At 55.9% G+C, this 23,612-nt stretch carries 15 protein-coding genes and 1 tRNA gene; 7 read left to right on the forward strand and 9 right to left on the reverse strand.

Going from position 1 to position 23,612, the window contains the following annotated elements; all coding sequences use genetic code 11:
• Positions 1 to 28: 28 nt before the first annotated feature.
• From VM554_13255 to dnaK, 4 genes are all read right to left on the reverse strand, one after another.
• Positions 29 to 598: a hypothetical protein gene (locus VM554_13255; protein ID HVJ09342.1), complete on the reverse strand. Its 570-nt coding sequence runs from the start codon at positions 596 to 598 to the stop codon at positions 29 to 31.
• A 100-nt stretch (positions 599 to 698) separates the two neighbouring features.
• Complete coding sequence (locus VM554_13260) at positions 699 to 1,907, reverse strand: J domain-containing protein (protein HVJ09343.1); 1,209 nt, start codon at positions 1,905 to 1,907, stop codon at positions 699 to 701.
• A 235-nt stretch (positions 1,908 to 2,142) separates the two neighbouring features.
• Positions 2,143 to 2,313, reverse strand: a complete 171-nt coding sequence (locus VM554_13265) for a hypothetical protein (protein HVJ09344.1) — start codon at positions 2,311 to 2,313, stop codon at positions 2,143 to 2,145.
• Between the two features lie 130 nt (positions 2,314 to 2,443).
• Positions 2,444 to 4,366: a molecular chaperone DnaK gene (gene dnaK / locus VM554_13270; GenBank protein HVJ09345.1), complete on the reverse strand. Its 1,923-nt coding sequence runs from the start codon at positions 4,364 to 4,366 to the stop codon at positions 2,444 to 2,446.
• Positions 4,367 to 4,629: 263 nt separating this feature from the next.
• Here dnaK and VM554_13275 point away from each other — a divergent pair, with 263 nt between their 5' ends.
• Positions 4,630 to 6,195 carry a DHA2 family efflux MFS transporter permease subunit gene (locus VM554_13275; GenBank protein ID HVJ09346.1) on the forward strand — a complete coding sequence of 522 codons (1,566 nt, stop codon included), beginning with the start codon at positions 4,630 to 4,632 and terminating at the stop codon, positions 6,193 to 6,195.
• Positions 6,196 to 6,250: 55 nt separating this feature from the next.
• Here the strand turns inward: VM554_13275 and VM554_13280 are convergent, their stop codons facing one another.
• Positions 6,251 to 6,877 (reverse strand): carbonic anhydrase, encoded by a 627-nt coding sequence (locus tag VM554_13280; GenBank protein ID HVJ09347.1) that lies wholly within the window; start codon positions 6,875 to 6,877, stop codon positions 6,251 to 6,253.
• Positions 6,878 to 7,145: 268 nt separating this feature from the next.
• Here VM554_13280 and VM554_13285 point away from each other — a divergent pair, with 268 nt between their 5' ends.
• The 5 genes from VM554_13285 (at position 7,146) to VM554_13305 (ending at position 12,334) form a co-directional block, all read left to right on the forward strand.
• Complete coding sequence (locus tag VM554_13285; protein HVJ09348.1) at positions 7,146 to 8,558, forward strand: serine hydrolase domain-containing protein; 1,413 nt, start codon at positions 7,146 to 7,148, stop codon at positions 8,556 to 8,558.
• A 92-nt stretch (positions 8,559 to 8,650) separates the two neighbouring features.
• Complete coding sequence (locus VM554_13290; protein ID HVJ09349.1) at positions 8,651 to 9,628, forward strand: aldo/keto reductase; 978 nt, start codon at positions 8,651 to 8,653, stop codon at positions 9,626 to 9,628.
• Positions 9,629 to 9,878: 250 nt separating this feature from the next.
• On the forward strand, positions 9,879 to 11,258 hold the full coding sequence (gene ffh / locus VM554_13295) for a signal recognition particle protein (protein HVJ09350.1): 1,380 nt from the start codon (positions 9,879 to 9,881) through the stop codon (positions 11,256 to 11,258).
• A gap of 29 nt (positions 11,259 to 11,287) precedes the next feature.
• Positions 11,288 to 11,953, forward strand: coding sequence for a redoxin domain-containing protein (locus tag VM554_13300; GenBank protein ID HVJ09351.1), 666 nt, complete (start codon positions 11,288 to 11,290; stop codon positions 11,951 to 11,953).
• A gap of 304 nt (positions 11,954 to 12,257) precedes the next feature.
• Positions 12,258 to 12,334, forward strand: a tRNA-Met gene (locus tag VM554_13305).
• Positions 12,335 to 12,741: 407 nt separating this feature from the next.
• Here the strand turns inward: VM554_13305 and VM554_13310 are convergent.
• Positions 12,742 to 14,460, reverse strand: coding sequence for a hypothetical protein (locus VM554_13310; GenBank protein ID HVJ09352.1), 1,719 nt, complete (start codon positions 14,458 to 14,460; stop codon positions 12,742 to 12,744).
• A gap of 889 nt (positions 14,461 to 15,349) precedes the next feature.
• On the opposite strand from VM554_13310, the gene VM554_13315 reads away from it, so the two are divergent.
• Positions 15,350 to 19,030 (forward strand): carboxypeptidase regulatory-like domain-containing protein, encoded by a 3,681-nt coding sequence (locus VM554_13315; protein HVJ09353.1) that lies wholly within the window; start codon positions 15,350 to 15,352, stop codon positions 19,028 to 19,030.
• Between the two features lie 206 nt (positions 19,031 to 19,236).
• On the opposite strand, the gene VM554_13320 is transcribed toward VM554_13315, so the two are convergent.
• From VM554_13320 to VM554_13330, 3 genes are all read right to left on the reverse strand, one after another.
• Positions 19,237 to 20,202: an NAD-dependent epimerase/dehydratase family protein gene (locus VM554_13320; GenBank protein HVJ09354.1), complete on the reverse strand. Its 966-nt coding sequence runs from the start codon at positions 20,200 to 20,202 to the stop codon at positions 19,237 to 19,239.
• A 180-nt stretch (positions 20,203 to 20,382) separates the two neighbouring features.
• Positions 20,383 to 21,492 (reverse strand): glycosyltransferase, encoded by a 1,110-nt coding sequence (locus VM554_13325; GenBank protein ID HVJ09355.1) that lies wholly within the window; start codon positions 21,490 to 21,492, stop codon positions 20,383 to 20,385.
• A 242-nt stretch (positions 21,493 to 21,734) separates the two neighbouring features.
• Complete coding sequence (locus tag VM554_13330; protein HVJ09356.1) at positions 21,735 to 23,519, reverse strand: ABC transporter ATP-binding protein; 1,785 nt, start codon at positions 23,517 to 23,519, stop codon at positions 21,735 to 21,737.
• Between the last annotated feature and the right edge of the window lie 93 nt (positions 23,520 to 23,612).

Genomic DNA, 23,612 nt, shown 5'->3' on the forward strand with positions numbered 1-23,612 from the left:
GCGCCTCCTTCAAACCGTTGCCGCGCGTCTAGTTAAGTACTGCGATGGGGGTCTCCCACAGCATGTGCTTGACGGCTTCCACACCCGGCGACGGTTTCAGATTTTCCATCAAATCGTTACGCACCTGCATGCCGCAGGTCAACTGCCAACGAGCATCCTGGGCGGTCGGACCAGCCCCGCCAAAGCAGGCATCCTGGCAATCCTGAATCCATGCTTCCCGCAGCCTGCGATCTCTCTGCAGCCCATCGGGCAGCTCACGAGTCAACCCGATCAGAGCCAGCATTGCCAGCCCCATCGATGGTCGAATCTCCATGTTCGATACTTCGGAAAAGCGCTCCGCCCGGTAGGCCTCGACAAAAGTGTCGACAGCCTGCGCACGAACCGCACTATCGGCTGGCTCTGCTCCACACCATGCTTCGTACACGGCCTGAGAACTGCGGAGGTATTGCTGGAGAACGCTGTCGGTCGTGACGCTACCGATATTTGCGTTCGTCCAACCCTCATTATTTTTACGAAAGATATCGCAGCTGGGTGTCAAAGCATGAAGCGAAAGCGAGCCCATTATTAGAAACACTGTTAGTACAAGTAGCTTTCTCATCGTCTTGGGCCTCTATATCCCCCAAGGGCATGAGTGCTATCCCCCAGAGGTGTTACGACGCTACCACGGAGGGGGGTAATTCGCTTTAAAACTTTAGTACTTAAATGTCTTTAAATAGGCCACTTCGAGGATCTTCAGGGTTCAATTGGGCCATTTGTCTCATGATTTCCTTCGATTTCTCGTCCTTCAAATGAGGAATGACAACGTGCACCGTGACGATCTCATCTCCGCGAACTCCGTCATGAGTAGCCGATGGCACACCCCGCTCCCGCATGCGAAGCTTCTGACCGCTCTGCGTGGCGGGAGGGATCTTCAACTGCGCCCGGCCATCAATTGTCGGCACCTCAATTTTTGCGCCCAGCGTCGCTTCTGTAACCGTGATCGGCACAGTTAAGTGAATGTCGTCGAGTACACGGGTGAAGACGGGATGCGAACCGATCTTGAGAATCAGATAGAGATCGCCGGCTGGGCCGCCATTGATGCCGGCATTGCCCTTTCCTGCGAGGCGAATCCTCTGCCCGTCGCGCGTTCCAGCCTTGATGCGGAACTCGACGACCTCCGAACGAGTTACCGTGCCCTCTCCATGGCAAGTGCTGCACGCATTCTGTGCCTTGCCGGTGCCGCCACAGCGCGGGCACTGAATATCGAACTTCATGCGGCCGCCCATCTGCGTCACCTGGCCCGTGCCGTGACACTCCGGACACTGCACCTGGCCGCCGCTCGAAGCCTTCCCCTTGCAGGTGGGACACACCTCTCGCCGCTGGATATCCAGTCGGGCTGTGCCGCCGCGAATCGCCGTCCAGAAATCTACCTGGACCTGGTACTCCAGATCGGTGCCGGGTTCAGGACCACGCGCCTTCTGCTGCGCCGCCTGGGAAAACATTCCCGAGAAGATGTCCTTGAAGTTTCCCCACCCCGAAGACTGCTGCTGTCCGCGAGCGCCCGCCCCCTGGCCTCCCTGGAAGTCCGAAAAGTCGAAGCCGCCGAAGTCAAACTGCACGCCCTCGTCACGATGTCCCCCCGCCGTCCGGCCATAGCCGCCTCGCGCTGCAGCTTCCGCCGCCGCAGGATCGATCTGATCGGAGTAGAAGCCAAGCTGGTCATAAACCTTGCGCTTCTTCTCATCGCTCAGAATGTCGTGAGCCTCGGAGATCTCCTTAAACTTCTCTTCGGCCTTCTTGTCATTGGGATTGACATCGGGATGGTACTTCCGCGCCTGCTTCCGGAATGCCTTGCGAATCTCATCCGGGGTGGCCGTCTTCTTGACCCCGAGTATGCCGTAATAGTCCTTCTGATTTGTCGTCGCCATTGTTTTCTGTGCAGGGTATATCCGCTTCTTCTATCGGAGTACCAGTACCTTACAAAATGAGCCTACAGCAATTCCGCCTCCGGCATAGCCAGAAGATGCAGTCGCAGTGCTGTTTTGTCTCTCGCCAGGCCACCAGCAAAACCTCGCTGGCGGCCCGTAGCCAGGAGAGACATGCGCCCCATCTGCTCCTCTGGGATACGCGGAAAGCGGAACAGCCGAAAGCCGGTATGACCCCTCAATTCCAGATCTGACGCACCTGAACAGGCTCGACATTCCAGAGCAGATCCGGCTCAACATGCCGCATCTTCGCCGCGAATGACTCCGCCTCTTCCTGCGTATTGAACAGAACTTTGTTATAGACCTTGCCTGCGCGCCATTGCTCGCATTTCCAAACGGTATCGGTCATCTTTTTCTCCACATCCTTCCTTATTAAAAAAGACGGGGCGTTCCAGAATCTCTGGAAACACGCCCCGTAGTCTTACCTACGGGGAATCGTAACCGTTACAGCTACGATTCCCCGTAGTGTTCGGTTCCTCTTACTTCTTCTCGTCGACGTCTACGTACTCGGCATCGATGACGCCTTCATCCTTCTTCTCGGCACTCTCTGCCGGCGCACCACCGTCTGCCGGCGGGGCGGCTCCGGCCGATGCCGCGGAAGTGGCCTTGTACATAGCTTCGGCCATCTTGTGCGAGGCCTCGGTCAGCTTGTCGCGCGAGGCGTTCATTTCTGCTGCGGTCGGCGTGCCTTCGAGCGTCTTCTTTGCCTCGGCAAGCGTGCTCTCAACCTCTGCCTTGTCGCTCGCGGAGACCTTGTCGCCGCTCTCCTTGAGCATCTTCTCGATGTTATAGACGAGGTTATCGAGACCGTTGCGGGCTTCAATCTCCTCGCGCTTTGCCTTGTCTTCGGTGGAGTGAGCCTCAGCTTCCTTCGCCATCCGGTCCACTTCTTCCTTGCTTAAGCCGCTGGAGGACGTGATCTGGATCCGCTGATCCTTACCCGTCGCGGTATCCTTGGCCGTCACGTTCAGAATGCCGTTCGCATCGATGTCAAAGGTCACCTCGATCTGCGGCACCCCACGCATGGCGGGAGGAATACCAGCGAGCTTGAACTTGCCCAGCGTGCGGTTCTGGCTCGCCATTGGGCGTTCGCCTTGCAGCACGTGCACTTCCACCTCAGTCTGGTTGTCGGCTGCCGTCGAGAAGGTTTCCGTCTTCTTGGTCGGGATCGTTGTGTTGCGCGGAATCATGGTCGTCGCCACGCCACCCAGCGTTTCGATGGAGAGCGTCAACGGCGTCACGTCCAGCAGCAGCAGATCCTTCACTTCGCCTGCCAGGACACCGGCCTGAACCGCCGCTCCGATGGCAACCACTTCATCGGGATTCACTCCCTTGTGAGGTTCCTTGCCAAAGAGCTTTGTGACCAATTCCTGGATGGCCGGCATACGCGTCTGACCACCAACCAGCACGACTTCGTCGATCTTGCTGGCGTCGATCCCAGCGTCTGCCAGAGCCTTCTTGCAGGGCTCGATCGAGCGCTGCAGCAGATCGCCCACCAACTGCTCCAGCTTGGAGCGAGTCAGCTTCCGCACCAGGTGCTTCGGGCCGGTCGCATCTGCCGTGATAAAGGGCAGATTGATCTCGGTTTCCATCGTGGTGGATAGCTCGATCTTGGCCTTCTCCGCAGCATCCTTCAGCCGCTGCAGGGCCATCTCGTTCCCCTTCGAACGCAGGTCGAGGCCTTCATCCTTCTTAAACTCCTCGGTCAGCCAATCCACAATGCGTTGATCCAGGTTGTCGCCGCCCAGATGCGTATCGCCATTGGTCGATTTCACTTCGATGACGCCCTCGCCAACCTCCAAAACCGAGATGTCGAAAGTGCCGCCACCAAAGTCATAGACCGCAATGGTCTCGTCCTTCTTCTTGTCCAGGCCATAAGCCAATGCGGCGGCTGTCGGCTCATTGACGATGCGCTTTACATCCAGACCCGCGATGCGGCCCGCATCCTTGGTGGCCTGGCGCTGCGCATCATTAAAATACGCAGGAACCGTGATTACGGCCTCGGTTACCGACTGGCCGAGATAATCCTCCGCAGCCTTCTTCAGCTTCTGCAGGATCATGGCCGAGATCTCAGGCGCCGTATAGTCCTTGCCCTGCGCCTCAATAACCACATGGTCGCCCGACTGCTTGACCTTGTAGGGCACCATCTTCATCTCATCGTTCACTTCGTTGAAGCGGCGGCCCATGAACCGCTTGATCGAATAAATCGTGTTCTCTGGATTCGTGATCGCCTGACGCTTTGCCACCTGGCCTACCAGGCGCTCCCCGCTCTTTGTGAAAGCCACAACCGAGGGCGTAGTCCGGCCACCCTCCTCATTGGCGATTACCTTCGGTTCGCCGCCTTCCATCACTGCCACGACCGAATTTGTCGTGCCGAGGTCGATTCCAATAATTTTTGCCATTTTGCTCTTCCCACCCTCGAATTTCCGCTGTAACTAATCTTGAACTTACATTTGCCAGCATCGCACTTGAGTCAAATGCTGTCAAGGTATCTGATGTCGATTATCACTATCACGATTCGAAAAGTTATAACGTCCAGTTTATGAATCACTTGACCTTGTTTCTGCGTCAAAGCTTTATTCAGGAAAGTGCTCCTCCGCAAGCCGAGGACGCTCGAATTCCGCAATTCAGACCCATAAACTGTTCTATTGTTTAGGATTCTCCAATGGCTGAACCATCTGGACAGGCTGCCCCGGTCAGCAACCCTTGGCTTGTGGCTATCTCCGTCATGCTGGCGACCTTTATGGAGGTCCTCGACACGGCGATCGCTTCGGTTGCCCTGCCCTACATCGCGGGCAGCTTGTCCGCCAGTACTTCAGAGGCAACCTGGGTCCTGACCAGTTACCTGGTCGCCAACGCCGTCATTCTCCCCGCCAGCAACTGGTTTTCTCTTCGTTTTGGGAGGAAGCGCTTCCTCATCACCTGCGTCATCCTGTTCACCATTGCTTCCTTCTTCTGTGGTGCGGCACCAACTCTGCCGCTGCTGCTGGTGGCTCGCGTTCTCCAGGGGGCAGGAGGCGGCGCGCTTCAGCCTATCTCCCAGGCCGTTCTGCTGGAGAGCTTTCCTCCTGCCAAGAGGGGTGCGGCGATGGCCTTCTTTGCCTTCGGAATCGTCGTGGCGCCTGTTTTGGGACCGACGCTCGGCGGCTGGCTGACGGATACCTATAGCTGGCGATACGCCTTTTACATCAATATCCCCATCGGCATCCTGGCGGTCTACATGATCAACCGCTTTGTGCACGATCCGTCATACATCAAGCACGCCAAGGTTCATCCCTTCGACAACCTGAGCTTCGGTCTTCTCCTTGTCTGGGCCGGTTGTTTGCAGGTGGTGCTCGACAAGGGGCAGGAAGACGACTGGTTCGGCGCGATCTGGGTTCGCTGGGCGGTCTTTGCCATGGTCGTCTGCCTGATCTGGTTTATCGTTCGTTCCTGGAGAAACAGGAACGGGCTCGTGAACCTCCAGATTCTCAAGAACCGCAACTTTGCGGTTGGCTGCCTGCTCATCTCCCTGCTGGGCGTGGCCATCTACATCACCATCACGATGCTCCCGCTCTACTACCAGGAGGTGCTTGGATATACGGCATTCTCGGCGGGCCTGGTGGTAGGTCCACGCGGCATTGGATCGATTCTCGGCATGCCGATCATCGGCTGGATCTCCAATAAGGTGGACAACCGCCTCCTGCTCACCTTTGGCTTTACCGGCTTTGCCATCTGCTCGATCATCTTTGGGAGGGTGGATCTGGACATCAGCCCCACGACGCTGCTGATTCCCATCGTGATCACCGGTTTTGTCCTCAGCTTCGTATTTGTGCCTATTTCTTCGCTGGCCACCTCCACGATCCGCAATGAAGACATGGGCAATGCCACCGGCATCTTTAACCTGCTGCGAAATGTAGGGGGGTCCATCGGCATCGCAGGCGCGCAGACCATGCTCATCCGGCGCACGGACTTCCATCGGAGCAACCTGGTGGCGGCGGTTCCCCGTGCTGGGGCCGTCTACCAAAGCGTTACGCAGGAATACACAAGCTTTCTGGCGCGGCATCTCGGAAAAGCCGCAGGCGGTATGGCTGCCCAGGGTGAGTTGTACCGGCAGCTCAATCAACAGGCTCTGCTCTGGTCCTTTGTCGATATCTTCCGCTGGACGGCGCTGCTGGGTTTCCTCGCCGCAATCCTCTCCTGGCTCTTCCAGAACGTGAAGCACAGGTCCGGCGCTACGGCGATGCACTAGGCCTGTTAACCCCATCCACTCAGGCAGGGTTAGCAGGCCCTCATTGCGTTCCCGGTCACCAGCCCAGCGGAACAAACTTCTTGAGCCCAGGGTCATAGAACTCAATGGTCCCGCTGAGGATGTCATAGAACCAGCCATGAACCTGGAGTCGGCCCTCCGCCAACGCGCCGGCAACCTCGGGATGAGACTTCAGGTTCTGCATTTGAGCGATCACGTTGGCGTGAATGAGAGCCACGACGCCTGGCTCGGTCTTCGTTCCCTGGCCTTCGCTCCCTACTTCATCGAGGAAGTTCCAGGCGCTTTCCACATAGTGCAGCCACTGGCTCGCCGCAGGCAGCGCCGCCACGGACTGCTTATCGAGCGCGGCTTTGATGGCACCGCAATCCGAATGGCCGCAGATGATGATGTGCCGGACCTTCAGAACCTGCACGGCATACTCAATGGTTGCGGAGACGCCTCCGGCCATCTCTCCATTGGGGGGCACTACGTTGCCGACGTTCCGGCAGATGAAGAGATCTCCCGGCTCGGTTTGGAGAATAAGGTCGGGCACGATCCGCGAATCGGCACAGGTAATAAAGAGCGTGTCGGGCGACTGCCCCTCCGAGAGAAGGTGAAAGTGCTCCCTTTTCTCAGGAAATGCATCGCGGCGGAATTGCCGGTAACCTTCGAGTAATCGCTTCATATCTCTCTATCCTCAGATGCTTGAGTCTCTATTCTCGAGCAGTTGCTCACCGCGGCTCAACTTCGCCGGCAATCTTCTGTCGTCACCCACTCAGAAGGAAACGCTCAGAGGGTAACCATGGAATGCAGGAGCCTTTATAGAGATGCTCGCACTTCTCCGTTTGACGCGTACGGAGCATGGAATTTCCGAAAGCATAGCAGACCAGCGAGGCACACCCGTCAGGAGCTGACCTGCTAATCTGCAGGGAGAAATTTTTGGAGCTTAACGCATGACTCTGCCACACGTCCGACACTCGATCGCTGTTCTTCTGCTGGCCGCGTTCTCCGGCTCTCTGCACGCACAAGCTGTAGACACACTCCCTGCGGATCTTCGCAGCAAGATCGACGCCGTTGCGGCAGAGGTACTGGAGGCGACAGGTGTGCCCTCTGCTTCGCTTGCCGTGGTGAAGGACGGCAAAGTCGCGTATACGCACGCGTACGGCCTGGCGCGTCTCTCACCCCCGCTGTCCGCCGAGCCTTCTATGCGTTACTCGATCGGTTCGATCAGCAAGCAGTTTACTGCGGCGGCGCTGCTGCTGCTGCAGCAGGATGGCAAGCTGAAGCTCGACGACCCGGTTGCGAAGTATCTGCCCGGGCTTACCCGGGCCAACGAAATCACGCTGCGCATGCTGCTCTCCCACACCTCCGGCTATCAGGATTACTGGCCGGAGGACTATGTAATGACGCCGATGCTCGAGCCTGTTACCAGCAAGGAAATCCTCGACACGTGGGCGAAGAAGCCGCTCGACTTCGATCCCGGGACCAAATGGCAATACTCCAACACAAATTATGTGATCGCCGGGGTCATCATCGAGCAGGTGAGTGGAATGCCGGTCCTGCGTCTCCTTCAAACGCGCGTCTTTACTCCGCTTGAGATGAAGTCTGTCTACAATACCGACGAAGGACGCCTCCCTGCCGGGGATGCAACCGGCTACTACCGCCATGCTCTCGGGCCGCTTCGCCCCTCTCCCAAGGAAGGCAAAGGCTGGATGTTTGCTGCCGGGGAGTTGGCCATGCCCGCCTACGATCTGGCTTTGTGGGACATCAGCCTGATGAATCGATCCCTGCTGGCTGCCACGTCGTACCAGCAGATGTTCGATGAAGCAAAGCTGAAGGATGGCGGCGCTACCGGCTATGCCCTTGGCATCCAGGTCAGCCGGCTGGAGGGACATCTTCTACTGGAGCACTCGGGCGAAGTCTCCGGCTTTGTCTCGGACAACCTCATCGACGTGGACAACAAAGCAGCCGTCGCCGTGCTGACGAACCAGGATGCGATCTCCGCCGCAAGCAGCATTGCGCGCAAGGTGAGGCAACTGCTGGTTGGCCAGCCCTCCGTTGCCGGGAGCAGCGAGGAGACCCGGGCGGCTGCCGTCTTTGCCGGACTGCAGGACGGCAAAATCGACAGGAGCCTTTTTACGAAGAATTGCAATGACTACTTTGACGAAGTGGCTTTGCAGGATTTCGCGCAGAGCCTCAAGCCGCTGGGGACTCCGGAGAGCTTCCACCAGACGCACAGCGGACTTCGCGGCGGCATGACGTTTCGCGTCTTTCACGTGGTGTTTCCCCACCAGCAGTTGACCGTTACTACGTACGAGATGCCCGACAAAACTTTTGAGCAGTACCTCGTGATGCCCGCGCAGTAATTCTCCTCTGGAATTGCCGGTTCGAACGCTATGTCGTTCGAGGTCGCGCCGCGAGGCGCTGAGCGGTGTAATCTGTTGCGGGAGATGAACCAATGAACTATCGCGCCCTGGGTCGCACGGGATGGAAGGTTTCTGAAGTCAGCTTTGGTACCTGGGCCATCGGCGGCTCGTGGGGCACGGTGAATGACGAGGAATCTCTCGCCACGTTGCGCGAAGCCCTCGATTGCGGCGTCAACTTCCTCGATACAGCCGACGTCTATGGCGACGGACGCAGTGAGCGATTGTGCGCGCAGATCAGGCGCGAGCACAAGCAGGATCTCATTATCGCCACCAAGGCAGGCCGCGGCCTGAATCCGCACACCGCTGAGGGCTACAGAAATCTGACGCCCTTTGTCGAGCGCAGCTTGAAGAACCTCGAGACCGATTGCCTCGACCTTTTGCAACTGCATTGTCCACCGACCGATGCCTACTACATGCCGGAGATCTTCGATGGGCTCGATGAACTGGTGGAAGCCGGGAAGATTCGCTATTACGGAGTGAGCGTAGAGCGAGTGGAAGAGGCGCTGAAGGCGATCGAGTACCCCAATGTTCAGACGGTCCAGATCATCTTCAACTGCTTCCGCCAGCGTCCCGCCGGGCTATTCTTTGAGCAGGCGAAGAAACACAACATCGGCGTGCTGGCGAGAGTGCCACTGGCAAGTGGGCTGCTTACCGGCAAGCTGCGGCGGGACTCACAGTTCGCTGCGGACGACCATCGCAACTTCAACCGTCGCGGCGAGGCCTTCGATGTTGGCGAAACCTTCGCCGGCATCGACTACGACAAGGCCCTGGACGCGGTGGAGGAGTTGCGCGATCTGCTGCCGCCCGAAGTAAGCATGGCGGAATTCGCCCTGCGCTGGATCCTGATGTTCGATGCCGTCTCCTGTGCCATTCCCGGGGGCAAACACGCCGCACAGGTCTTTGAGAATTGCCGCGCCTCCGACCTGCCGCCCCTCTCCCCGCAGACCATGGCGAAGGTGAAGGAGATCTACGACCGCCGCATCCGGCCCTTCGTCCACGACCGCTGGTAGGTGCTGGCCGCACGGGCGGGCGCGGCTTTCGCCGCCAGTCAAGCTCGCGGCATGAAGTTTTCCCGCTAAATACGTCTGGATGCATACGATATTTCCGATTTATTTCCGGCCCGGGAATGGATTTTTGCCAGGAGACACCGCGTAGCGACCAACGGGAGCGCAAGAGCGAGCATCGTTTCCCATAAAATAGCGGCGAAAGCCGCGCCCGCCCGTGCGGCCAGCACCGCTGGTAAACTAAGGATGGCTAACTATGTTTGAGAACCTTTCTGAAAAGCTGCAGCGGGCGTTTAAGAATCTTCGCGGTCAAGGTGTTATCACCGAGGAGAACATCGGAGAAGCGCTGCGCGAAATCCGCGTCGCGCTGCTGGAAGCCGACGTCAACCTGAATGTCGTCAAAGATCTGATTGAGCACATCCGCGTCAAGGCCATCGGCCAGGAAGTGATGACGGCTCTTTCGCCTGGCGAACAGGTAATCAAGATCGTCCGCGATGAACTGATGACGCTGTTGGGCAAGGACACAGCGCGATTCCAGTTTGCCTCTCGGCCGCCGACCGTGATTTTGATGGCCGGTCTGCAGGGCTCGGGTAAAACGACCACCTCCGGCAAGCTTGCAGCCTGGCTGCAGAAGGGTGGACACCGGCCCATGTTGGTTTCGGTGGACGTCTATCGCCCGGCGGCACGGGAGCAGTTGAAGGTGGTAGCCGCCTCGATCAAAGCCAGTCTGTACGAGGGAGATTTGAAGGGCGAGGCTCCCGGCTCCGCTCTGGTGGAACGCCTTGCGAAGGAGGCCCGGCGGGAGGCGGTCAACTCGGGTTGCGACACGCTGATCGTCGATACGGCCGGCCGCCTCCATGTGGATGAGCAGCTGATGGACGAGATGCAGCAGTTGAAGACGCTGCTGAATCCGCAGGAGATTCTGTTCGTCGCCGATGCCATGACGGGCCAGGATGCAGTGCGCTCCGCAGAGGAGTTCCACAAACGCCTTGCGCTGACCGGAGTGGTGCTTACCAAGATGGATGGCGATGCTCGCGGTGGCGCGGCTCTCTCCATTCGCCAGGTTACCGGCCAGCCGATCAAGTTCATCGGCACTGGCGAAAAGCCAACTGCGTTTGAACCCTTCCATCCTGATCGCATCGTCGGCCGCATCCTCGGCATGGGCGACATCATGACGCTGATCGAGCGCGCGGAAGAGACGCTGGACAAGAAGAAATCCGAGGACTTCGCAAAGAAGGCCCTCTCCGGCGACGGCTTCTCGCTGGAAGACTTCCGCGATCAGCTTCGTCAGATCCGCAAGCTGGGCTCGCTGCAAAGCATTATGAAAATGCTTCCTTCGGTTGGCCCCTTTCAGGGCATCCAACAGATGGCCGACCAAGTGGACGAAAAGCAATTTGTGCACGTGGAGGCGATTATCAACTCCATGACGCCGAAAGAACGCAACAATCACGAAATCATCTCTGGAAACCGAAGGAAACGAATCGCGCGTGGTTCCGGCACAACCGTGCAGGAAGTGAACCAGCTACTGCGCCAGTATGCCCAGATGAGGAAGATGTTCAAATCTGCGGGCAAGGGCGGTGCCTTGCAGCGGCGGTTGATGGGAACCATGGGCGGAATGCGCGGCATGGGCAGGTAGGATAACGAACAAGAAACTGGATTGCGGTTATGGAAAACGTATTGCACCTGCAGGACCAGCTTGACGAAATTACAGCAAACACACGGCTGCTGGTTCAGCCGGAACGTCTTGAAGTGAGCGAGCGCGCCGTCAGGGACCTCTTTGGTTCCGGCGTTGAGAACAGGATTCTGCCTGTTGGTGCGAAGGCTCCCGAGTTTACCCTGCCAGACTCCACCGGTCCCATGGTTCATAGCAGCGACATGCTGGCGCTCGGCCCGCTGGTCATTGACTTCTTTCGCGGGCGCTGGTGCCCGTATTGTGTGACGGAGTTGGAAGCATGGCGAGGGCTGTATCCGGCGCTGCGCGAGATGGGGACGCTGATGGTTGCCATCTCTCCGCAAACCGTGCGCCAGAATGACTTCACTGCAGGACAACACTCGCTTCCCTTTCCCCTGCTTTCTGACGCGGGATGTGAGGTAGCGGCGAAATTCGGTCTCGTCTATCAAGTACCGGAGTTCCACCAGCAGTACTATCGCAGCATCCTGGTGAATGTTCCTTTCGTAAACGGCGATGAGAGCTGGCGACTGCCCTTGCCGGCGACCTATGTGATCGACCGGGATGGCACAGTGCTCTTCGCAGAGGCGCATGCCGATTTTCGAGTTCGGCCAGAGCCAACCGAAATCCTGGATCTGTTGCGCCGTCGCGTGTATAAGTAAGCGCCCCGAGAATCCGTTGCCGTTAATTCCTGCGCTATGCACATGCAACCGGAAGATGGTGGTTCTATCTGGCAATGCGCGTGAGATAGGGTATCGCGGTCCCACCGCATGGATAGCTATTGCTTCTCTGGCCTCTAGCTTAACGAGGCAAGGGCCGCTATAAGTTGCAGGAAGAAAGATTCTGGAAAGAGTGGATCGGACGGCCTCGAACCAGACGCGAAAGATGTTTGCAGTATGGTAGTTTCTGCCCTGTTATACACAGGCCATCGTTTGACCCACCCCCCTGCGATTGTTACTATGATGTTGCGGGGTGGAGCAGTCCGGTAGCTCGTTGGGCTCATAACCCAAAGGTCGTTGGTTCAAATCCAACCCCCGCAACCAATCAAATCAATAACTTAGCTAAATTATTCAGAGTTTGACGACCAACTTCGCGACCAACTAGCGTCCAAACATCATTGAATCTGTAGTCTACGTCCCCTTCCTCGGCCTTTCTGGCCTCCTTATATTTCTCACCTACATCAGCCTCGCGGGTTTATGGCCTCCAAAGAGCCAAACGCTACTCTGGTCCTGATTCATCATCGAACCCATACCTGCCATTCTCTCTATAAAAGAGCAAGCCTGCCGACTGTCTACCGTACGCGGCAAGGAAGCCTGATTGTATGGCTCAATCGCAGCGGGGTCGCCTCTGAGAGGAATCTCTCGGCCCTCAATCCCGCAGTTGCTGCCAGCACTTCCAGGGCTGGTTTATTCATTCGATCCTGGACCTCTCCGAACCGTTATTCAGTGATTCAATTGCCGTCGAGATCTGTTGTGTAGAGGTCGCCGGAACGGATGTGAACTCGAACGAGCGGGACGCTGTCTGGAGCGATGCCGCAGAAGAAATAATCTCCTGGGCTAACGGATCGAAACGCCTTCAGAGTAGTAATCTGCTCCAGCCGCCCGTCGCGAATATTGACGCGATAGAGCGGTTGATACTCCTTCAACGAAGCTTGGAAATAGATTGTTTGGCTGTCTGGGGACCATATCGGGTTATTGGCCGATGTGCTTGCTAAAGTCGTCCAGGTGCGCGCGGCTACGTCGTACAGCATCAGGTTCTGTTGATCGAGCGTGGTTGCAGCTATGTAGCGACCATTCGGGGACCACCGCGGACTGAAGAGGCCCTCTGAATGAGGTATGGGAGTGGTATGCCCTGTTTCAAGATCAAGCACATCCAACATGCGAGGAGCATTCTCTTTCCCCATCATGTCGTAAACTCTTCCGAAGACCAGATAGCGGCCGTCAGCCGACCAGGATGGATCGGCAGCATTCCTATATTCCTGGAGCAGGCGCTGGGGATTACCGCCATTGGCGCTTAGCAGATAAATCTGCCACGGTTCATCCGGCTCCCTGGCCATGATAGCCAGTCTCTGTCCATCGGGCGACCAGGTTGCGAGAAAGACGTTGATAGAGTCGGGAGTCAGCTGAATCCGTTCACTGCCATCCACTCGGGCACGCCAGAGCCGATGTCGAGAGTCGACCCATGCGACCCATTGGCCATTGCGAGAAAAGTTCAGTCGAACCGCATTGGAAAGAAAACCCGACTTCGCCACGAACTCATCGCGTGCCGCATCATAGGAATACAACTTAGAACGAGAGTTGACGCCCAGGAAAAAGATTCGATGGCCAGAACGGGCGGCCACCGGAGCCTTGTAGTTCAAAGGACCATTTGTGATTTTGATTGGGCTCGATGTGGCCTCCCCGTTCGTTCTCCAAAGATCGGTGCGGCCCTCTCGTGTCGCTTGAAAAATAAAGATCTTGCCGTCAGACGTCCAGGTTCCGCAACACTCATTGGAAGGAGAGTTCCAGTTCTTCATAAGCTTCTCCGGCGTTGAGCTGCCAGCGCGAATCTCCCACAGAGAAGAGTTATGCCTCGTTGGATCGATCGCAGTAAAACGAAGAAGCTTGTGATCCGGAGACCAGCGCAGCCAATAAACCCCACCGAACGGTAGACTGGCGAAACGCCTCGATGTGGCATTATCCAGACGAAGCTCGATTAGCTGATTGCCAATGGAGTAGAGGATCCCTTTGCCATCCGGCATCCACGTTGCATCGTCGGCGAGAATATTAGAGACACGGAAGGCTGAACCACCTCTGATGGGCACGATCCAGAGCGGTTGTCCGGATTTTGCGGATAAGTGCCCCCTTACGAGCAATTGAGAGCCATCTGGAGAGATGTCTCCGAGTGCAGGATTCACGATTTCGCTCGGAAGCTGCAAGGCTTGCACATCGCCTTCGCTTATCGCGATTTTTGAGGGAACTGCCCGGCCATCCTCGATAGCGGAGGCAAATACGTCCACGCCATCGGTGGCTGTGGCCGGCAGGTTCTCCATAAATGGCGCTCCAGGCGAGAGATTGCCGGTTTCGGTCACCGGCGAGATCCGGGGTACCGTGGATGCCTCAAACCGCGAACCCCAGAGCCGGCCAAGAAGAATGCAGATCACCGCGCATATGACTGCGATAGAAGCCATATATAGATAGCGCATTCTATAGACAGAACGAGGTGGCGCTGCGGAAGCTGATGTAGTTAGGACAGCAGGTTCTATCCCTGTTTCCTTATCCAGCGAAATTATCTCTGCGGGTAGTTCCATCGATGTGGCGGGAACAGAAATATCCTGACTAACCGATATAACAGGAGCAATGAAGCGATAGCCTCTGCGCGTCAGCGTCTCAATAAACCGGGGATTAACGGCAGAGTCACCAAGAGCCTCGCGGATTCGGTTGATCGCAGTCCCAAGAGAGTGTTCGAATTCGACAACAGTGTCCTGGCCCCAAAGCTCTAGTTGGAGTTCTTCGCGGCTAATGATTTCGCCGGGCCGCTCAACGAGGATAGCCAGGAGTTTAAATGGCTGGCTCTGTAGTTTGACTCGACGGCCCGCCTTCCACAGTTCGCCTGTCTTGAGATCGGCTTCGAAAAGGCCGAAACGCACTCGTGTTGTATCAACAAGTGAAGGCGGCATAGTTAATCAAGTCATCCGCAACTACATAAGGCTCACTGAATCGTTGGCGGTAATTGTATGCCGCAATTCCCTTTTCATGTCCCTAAATTCCGTTTTGACCGGAGCGCGGCACGGAAACTTATCGCCTATATTACAGAAAATAGAGGCCTTATCAGGAGAACTTTTTTTGGAAAAAGAGTAAAGCTTTGTGCATTGCAGATCCTATGGGGAAGGGCTTTGATTGGCCATCGTTATCCAAATCATGCAGCAGAAATGCTGGCTATAGTGCTTTTCCCCAGTTGCAGGAATGTAGATGTCGTTGTGCATGGAACATATTTATGAGGAAACTTCTCATGCACTCACACCTTTTGCCTTCCTCCTCCGTGTGGAAACGCACTATTGGGATCCCGGAGGCAGGCAGATGTCACAAAACTCAAACGGAGGACAGGGAATTTTGCGCATGGCGGTCGCCTTGACGCGAGTTCTGATCCTTATGTTGTTCCTGGTAGCGTGTTGGCGCGGAGAATTAGCTTTTGCGCAGGATGCTCGCGCAACAATCGGAGGCCGCGTTACAGATCCACAGGGCTCCGTTATTCGGGGAGCGACCGTCACCGTGGTGTCCGACGACACCAATGTCGCGCGTAGTTCAGACAGCAACAACGATGGTCTATGGCAAATTCAACTGCTTCTTCCGGGAAGCTATCACTTCACGATTACGTCCCCGGGCTTCCGGACAGAGCGGCGTATGGGCATTACGCTCCAGGCTGCCGACGTCAAGCAAATTGATGTGCAACTCACAGTTGGGAGCCAGGTCCAGTCCGTCACAGTTGTTGCCGACACACCACTGATCGACACTACTGCAGCCACTTCCGGCACGGTGGTTACCCGCGTCGAGCTTGATACACTACCCACGCAGTCCCACGTGCCGACTCTTTTTGCAACGCTGGCTCCCGGCGTCATACAGCGAGAACAGGGCTCAAATGTGGCTCGCGCTTGGTCTAACGACGCAGCCTCCCAATTCACCGCAGACGGCGGTCGTAACACCACCTATTCCAATAATTTTCAACTTGACGGCATGCCCAACACCAAAACCGGCGGAGATATCAACTTTATTCCGCCCATGGACAGCGTGCAGGAATTTCGCGTTCAGACGAACGCCTACGATGCTTCAATCGGTCGCCAGGCAGGTGCCACCATCAACATGCAAACGCGCAGTGGCGGCAAGCAGTATCACGGTGTTCTGTACGAGTACAACCAGAACAACATTCTCAATGCGAACTCATACCAGAACAACCTTATTGGCTTGCCGAGATCTTCCGTCCACTTCAATCAGTTCGGAGGCACCATCGGGGGCCCGGTTCGGCTGCCAAAGATATACAACGGAGAGGGCCGCACCTTCTTTTTTGTCGCTTACGATAAGACCATCAACACGAACCCGCTGTCACCGACGCTCTCCGTGCCCACGCAACTTGAGCGCTCGGGAGATTTCAGCCAGTCCTTCACAACTCAACTTGTGAACGGCACGCGAGTCGTCTACCCGATCAAAATATATAACCCATACCAGGTTGACTCGAAGGGCAACCGGCAAATCTTCGCTGGATCCGTAATCCCGTCCACACTCCTTGACCCTATTGCACAAAAGATTCTTGCCTTTTTGCCATTGCCCAATGCCAAGGGTGATGGCACATCAACCGACTCGAACAACTTCGTCTCACCTGCTCTTCGCAGGGACACTTATCCTGTAGTCTCGGTCCGGGTCGACCAAAACTGGAACAACTCACAGCATAGCTTCCTCACTGTCAACTGGGACCATCTCACCGAGATTACAGATAACTGGTTCAATACAATCGCTACCGGTACCAACCGTGTCCGCGTTACGAAACGAATCGGCATTGATCATCTCTGGACGATGAGCGACAACCGTATTCTTTCCATGCACTACACGCTTAACAGATGGGAGAATCCCGAATCCAGCCTCGGTGCGGGTTTCGACCCCACCAGTCTAGGATTTTCATCTACGTTTACGTCACAACTCGCTAAGCCGTCATTTCCCTACATCAGGGGTTTTGCCGGTGATTTCGGCGCTTCAAATGCACAATCCAGCAACTTTGATACCGATCATACGTGGGCAGCAACTCTTACCCAAATCTACAACAAGCATAGTTTTCGTTTCGGCGCTGAATACTGGGTTCTGCAGCACGCAGTTGCCAACCGCGGCAACCAGGGAGAGTTTGACTTCGGTAGTGAGTGGACCCGTCAGAATGCACTTACATCAGGAGGTACCGGAAACGGCAGTACCTTTGCCTCCTTTGTGTTAGGCCTTCCGAATGGCGGGAATGTACCAGTAAACGCCACAGCTTTTTATTCGCAGCATTATATTGCGGGCTTCTTCCAGGATGATTGGCGCATCACGCCCAGACTAACGTTGAATCTTGGCATGCGCTGGGATCTGGAGCAGCCAGTTACCGAGCGATTCAACCGCTTGACCGATCGATTTGATCCTACGGTGACCAACCCGATCAGCGCTTCGGCCCAGGCTGCCTATGCCAGTATTCTGACAAACTCCTCAACCAACTCAGGCGTTCAGATCTTGAGCCAGTACTTGCCCAGTTCCGCCTACACCGTGATGGGTGCGCAGCTCTTCGCCGGTGTAAACGGTACGCCGCGCACCCCTGTTGATCCTGACTATCATGAGTGGCAGCCGCGCGCAGGCTTCGCTTATACCCTGACACCGAATACTGTGATCCGCGGCGGCTTTGGCCGCTTCACCCAGGCTAGTTTCGTGAATGGCGGACAGAATGGGTTCTCTCGGACTACATCCTTGATAGCCACGCAGGACAATTACATGACCCCGTACGACACGCTCTCCAACCCTTTCCATAGTGGCGTGCTCCAACCTACGGGTTCTTCCCTTGGTCCGTTGACGAATCTTGGCCAGGGCGTTAACTGGGAAGATCCGCACCTCAATCGCATGTACTCCTGGGAGTACTCGCTGCACTTACAACAACAAGTTCGTAGTTGGCTCTTTGAGGTTGGCTACTCTCATAACAAGACCTACGACATCCCCTGGAGCTGGAACCAAAACCTGCCGAGCTTCACCCTGTGGAAGCAACTGCAGCAACCTGTCTTTGACGCAAAGGGTCGGCCCGGCGATATCCTTCCTTGGAATACTCTGGTTCCCAACCCGTTTTACCATCTGCCAAATGTCACTGGAACGATTGCAAATACCAAAACCGTCACGGTCAACCAACTCCTCAATCCCATTCCCCTGTTAGGCAGCATCGGCAAAAACCGTCCAACCGGGAAGAATGGCTACGATTCCATGCAAGCAAAGGCGGAACGCCGCTTTACCAACGGTTTCTCGTTCATCGCCGCCTTCACGTGGTCGAAGCTCTTTGAGGACACAGCCTTCCTTGGCCCGCAAATCGCGGGGCCGCGCATCGAACACAAGCTTGGCGGCGAAGACCGTCCATTCGCTCTCGCTCTCACAGGTGTCTGGGATCTCCCCTTCGGACGTGGAAAGCATTGGGGCACCGGATTACGTCGTCCTATCGACATGGTCATCGGCGGATGGCAAATAACCGGGAATTACTCCTCTAGTTCAGGCGTCCCGGTCGTCTTCTCGACTGATTCTTTTTACAGCGGACATAGCGCTGCTCTTAGCCGTAGCCAGCGCAAACTGCGCCGCTGGTTCGATACCAGCCAGTTCGTCGCATTCCCCAACAAAAACACTGACATCTCAAACTATCCTGCATGGACCAACATCCAGCAAATGCCTGGAGCCAGTTACGTGCCCACAGCCAAGGACACAATACGCAACGGCGTTTACCAGGATTTCGCAACCTACATCCGCAACTACCCAACGCGTTGGGGTGACATTCGCCAGCAGGCCATGAATGAAATGTCTGTGGGCGTTAACAAGAACTTTGCCATTAACTCCACCACCCGCCTGCAGCTTCGCTTTGATACGTTCAATACTTTGAATCATCCTCGTTTTGGCGCACCCGACACCAATCCTAATGATTCGAACTTTGGCGTTGTCGCTTCGTCGCAGATTAACCAGGCGCGCACCGTTGAACTCGGCGGCAAGTTCTACTTCTGAGTGGCCAGAAGTAGTCCTCTGCTGTTTAGCGGCCGGCATTCAGATGGGGACCTGAACTCGAGGTCTCCATCTGAAAAATAAAAACTAACCCCTACAACTCGAGGACAAACTACTGCTCTATTTGTCTATGTCTGAATGCATTGAGCAAAGGGCTGCATTAAGCGAGGAGCGGAACAGAGAATAGCCCGCGAACGTCCTGCGTGGAATCAGCCGTTGAGCACAGATGCTTTGGACGCAAAATGCTGGCGAAACCATTCGACGGTTAGCTCTATACCCTTCTCATAAGGGATGCGGCATGTCCAGCCAGGCAACACGCGGTGCGCTAACGTCAGATCGGGACAACGATTGGTAGGATCCTGGGGAGCTGGAGGCAGATGCTCAATCTGCAGCCCACCAAACAAGTCGCTGACAAAGCGCGCAACCTCAATCACCGGGATCTCACGAGTGTTGCCGATATTCATTGGCCCAGGATGATCCACGGGATCACGCCAGAAGTATCGCTCCAGAGCTTCAAGGATATCGTCGATGTAGCCCCAGCTTCGGGATTGCATTCCGTCGCCGAATACTGTGAGCGGTTTCCCGGTCAGGGCCTGGGTTACGAAGTTGGACACGGCGCGGCCGTCATTGGAGCGCGTGCGGGGTCCGTACACATTGAATAGCCGGACCACTCGAAGATCGAGTCCCCTGGTCCGCCGGGTTTCAAACAGAAGGGCCTCCGTGCAGCGCTTGCCCTCGTCATAGGAAGAGCGCGGCCCGGTACAATCCACTAATCCACGATAGCTCTCGGGTTGCGGAGACACATTCGGATCACCGTAAACCTCCGAAGTAGACGTGTAGGCGAACCGCCCTCCTGGAGCTAAGACATCCAGGAGCCGCATCGCTCCCACCACATTCGCAGAGATCGTCCGCCGAGGCTCCTTCATATACCAGATAGGAGAGGCCGGAGAGGCCAGATGATAGATTTCGTCGAAAAGCTCGTCCGTCTGGAATTGTTCCACATCCGCATGGACGAACCGGAACCTCGGGTCTGCAATGTGAGCCACATTGTCGAATACCCCGGTCCAGAGATTGTCGAGAGCAACGCAAGTCTCGACATCAGGACGCTTCAGGAGTCGATCGCATAGGTGAGACCCAATAAACCCGCAACCGCCAGCAACCAATACCCGTGCCATATCCGGCTTGCCCTTTCTCTACTGGAACACTTACGGCTCACATTCCCCGTAACTTCTAGCTTACCGAAGTGAGTGGTTGGCCTACAAAAATAAATGCGATGGCCATCGTTCCACTTGCAGGGTTTTCAAGTTCAAAGCGCTGAATCTCTCCCGATGAAGAGCCAATGTTTTGAAGAGTCGCTACCTTGCACCAGACTCCTGTGCCTTGTACTCCGCCAATTGCGCATCTACTGTTTCCAGAGAGCGGATCACTTCCCGATCACGAAATTGGGGAGTACTCACAGGATAGTGTGCGTCGAAATCAGGGCTAACGTCATAGAACGAGGGTGGATCACTGGATTCTGTTCGAGGCGACCGGAACATGGACCAAAATCGCTCGTTTTTGCGCCGGAAGAAGCCCTTGATGAATTCGAGTCCGCGGCCGGCATCGAGACCGGACAGCTCGATGAACTCCTTCCTCATCAGCGACCAATCCCTGGCGGCAACGAAGTTATACAACGCATATTCCGAAATGGAGGCGCGTGCGCACCGAGCTGCCCACTCCGGTAACTCGGGAGAGCATTGGATGTGCTGCGAGATGATGGCAATGGCTCCGCGCGCCATTGGCAACAGCATATTGTTTGTCATGCTGCCGGGATGCGCGCGATAGCCGACGAGATATTGCCCCACTGCGGTGATCGGGTACTTGGCAGCAATCTTCAACTCAAAATCAAGATCCTCACATCCCCCCATGCCACGGGATCTCCATGTGGAATCGAAGCCTCCCACTTCAAGCGCCACCTCCCGGCGCACTAAAATCGAACTTCCGTTTCCAATCGGTCGGGCGTAAAGATAGCGCGCAAATGCATACCCGCTGAGCAGAACACCTTGTCCATACCCGAGTATTTGATCCCGCGAATCGATCGATCGGTTCCAGGTGTAAACCGCCGCCGCCTGAAAGCCCCTGCTCAAATCATTGGCCGCCGCTACCTGGCGCTCAATCTTCGTCGGGTGCCACAGGTCATCCGCGTCCAGAAAGGCCACAAACTCGCCGGTTGCTCGATTGAGGCCGGCATTACGGGCCTTGGCAACTCCACCATTCGGGATTGTGATGATCTCAACCCGATCATCCGTCGCAGCAATGGCCTCGGCAATCGCTCTCGTCGTGTCCGTGGAACCATCGTCCACCACGATCACTTGCAGGTTGCTATAAGTCTGCTGGAGAGCGGATCGAAGCGTTCGCTCAATAAACCTTTCTGCGTTATATGCCGGAATTACGACGCTTGTGAGCGCCTGCTTCTTCATAATCATTTATCTATAGATCCTGGGAAATCGCTTTGCGCGGAAAGTACTACCAGTTATCGGTATAAAGAAGATGGCTGCAAGCTGCGGCGTTACAAACGCCGTCGGGGCGTTTAGTCTACCAATGCCTGGCTTTGATTCGGTCACATTTGTCGATTCCTCATTCGTCCTGCGTACAAACAGTCATGAATGAGTATCACTCTAAAGATCACTAACTTAGCAGCGCAAGCTTGATATTTCTTAAGCCAGATTCACTCTGGAATAAGATCGCGTTCTGTACCGGGCTGCATAAAACGATCGGAGAGGATAGACGGGAGAGGGCCTGACTCTATCACTCGACCACGACTCAGCACGATCCCATTGTCGCAAAAGACCAATGTGTTGACTCTGTGGCTTACGACGATGATTGTCATGGATTCCGATAGCTCTTGCAATGATTTGATGATGCCATTCTCGGTTTCGTAGTCCAAGGCATTGGTCGCCTCATCGAGTATCAATATTTCAGGATCCCGAGCGAGAGCCCGGGCTATGCCAATGCGCTGCCTTTGGCCGCCCGACAAACTCAGCCCGCGCGGACCGACGAAGGTATCCAGCCCCTGAGGCATGTCGTCGATGAAATCCGCTTTGGCGTAGCGTGCAGCCCGCTCAATCTTTGCCCGATCGGTCTTCGGCCTGCTATAGGCGATATTTTCCGCAATTGTACCGTCGATGAGGTCTACATCCTGCCCAGCGATTGCAATAGCATTGAGCCAGTCCGAGATATTGATACTGCTAAGCGGCTGACCGTCAACCTCGATCGTCCCTGAGACCGGCTCCAGCAGGCGGCAAAGAAGGTTGATCACGGTCGACTTACCTGCGCCAGACTCTCCAATGAGAGCCGTAGACCGGCCGCTGCGCAATTCAAAGGTCGCCTCCATAAGCGCCGGCTCATTTCGGTCAGGGTATTCGAAGGTGACGTTATTGAACTTTATGCCTTTGTGCAGTCCTGGAAACGCCAGCTTGCCTGTCGGGGTGGGGTTGTCTTTTTGATCGAGGAGCCATTCGACTTCATTAAAGTGACCTGCAGCCGAAGCAAAAGAAGCCCCCGTGTGCTCCACCATGCGGAGATGGGGCTGTAAGCGATTCATCAATACAAGGAAAGCGATCAATACGGGGAGAGACATACCGTTGAACACAGCAATCAGCACCACAGCCAGAAAGAGAATGCCGTGCATTGTTTCGAGCAGCGGCCCCTGAAAGTTCGACAAGGTCTCCGATTTCAGAATGGCGCGACGTACTTCGTCTGAGCTGGCCATGAAGCGCGCGTGCTCCGCTTGCTGATTGTTGAAGAGCCGAATGATGCGGGATCCAAAGATCGCAAACAGCATGCGATCCGCCAGAACCTGGTTCGAGGATACTTTCTCTTTACTAAGCTCACGGAGCCTGGACTCCGCCCGCCTCTGGACATATCTCGCGATCAAGCCGCCCGCGAGCACGATGATCGATAACCGCCAGCTTACGAGGATTAGCAGAACACTGAAAACCAAGGCAGCGGCGCATGCTCCTATACGGATGAGCAAGAGACGCACGGCGTCGGAAGCCTTCCAGGACTCCGTACCCAGAATATTCATCAGTCGCGCAGGTTCCTGGACGAGGAAGAAGGGATAACCAACGCTCTGCAGGCGCGCAGACAACCCACAACGGATATCGTGGCCAACGCGCCCATCCACCCAGGAAGCAAATGTATTCGACACGACCTGGAGAGCACTCTTGAGCAGCAGACAACTCAGGATCACCGCGGAAACGATCAGCAATCGTTCGTTTCGGCCGTAACCTTGTGCGAAGCGCCCGAGGAAAGCCAAGGCGCCCACACCGCCCTTGGATGGTATGAAACTATTGCCGAATGTCGAAAGCAGCGGAATGAGAAGACTTACTCCAAAGCCCTCAAGGACACCGATCACCATTGCCAGGAACGTGACAACGGAGGCCGTCCAGAAGTAGCGGCGCACCAGTGCGGCGAGATGCTTATTTTCCCCGAAAAGATTTATCGGCTTCATCTTCGAGTCGTCCTCTCCGCGCTTCACCGTTGGTTCGGGTTGATTCCACAGCTTCTAATGGGGGTATCGGCCAGTCTCCATCCGATTATAATG

The sequence above is a fragment of the Acidisarcina sp. genome (assembly GCA_035539175.1).
GTDB lineage: Bacteria > Acidobacteriota > Terriglobia > Terriglobales > Acidobacteriaceae > JANXZS01.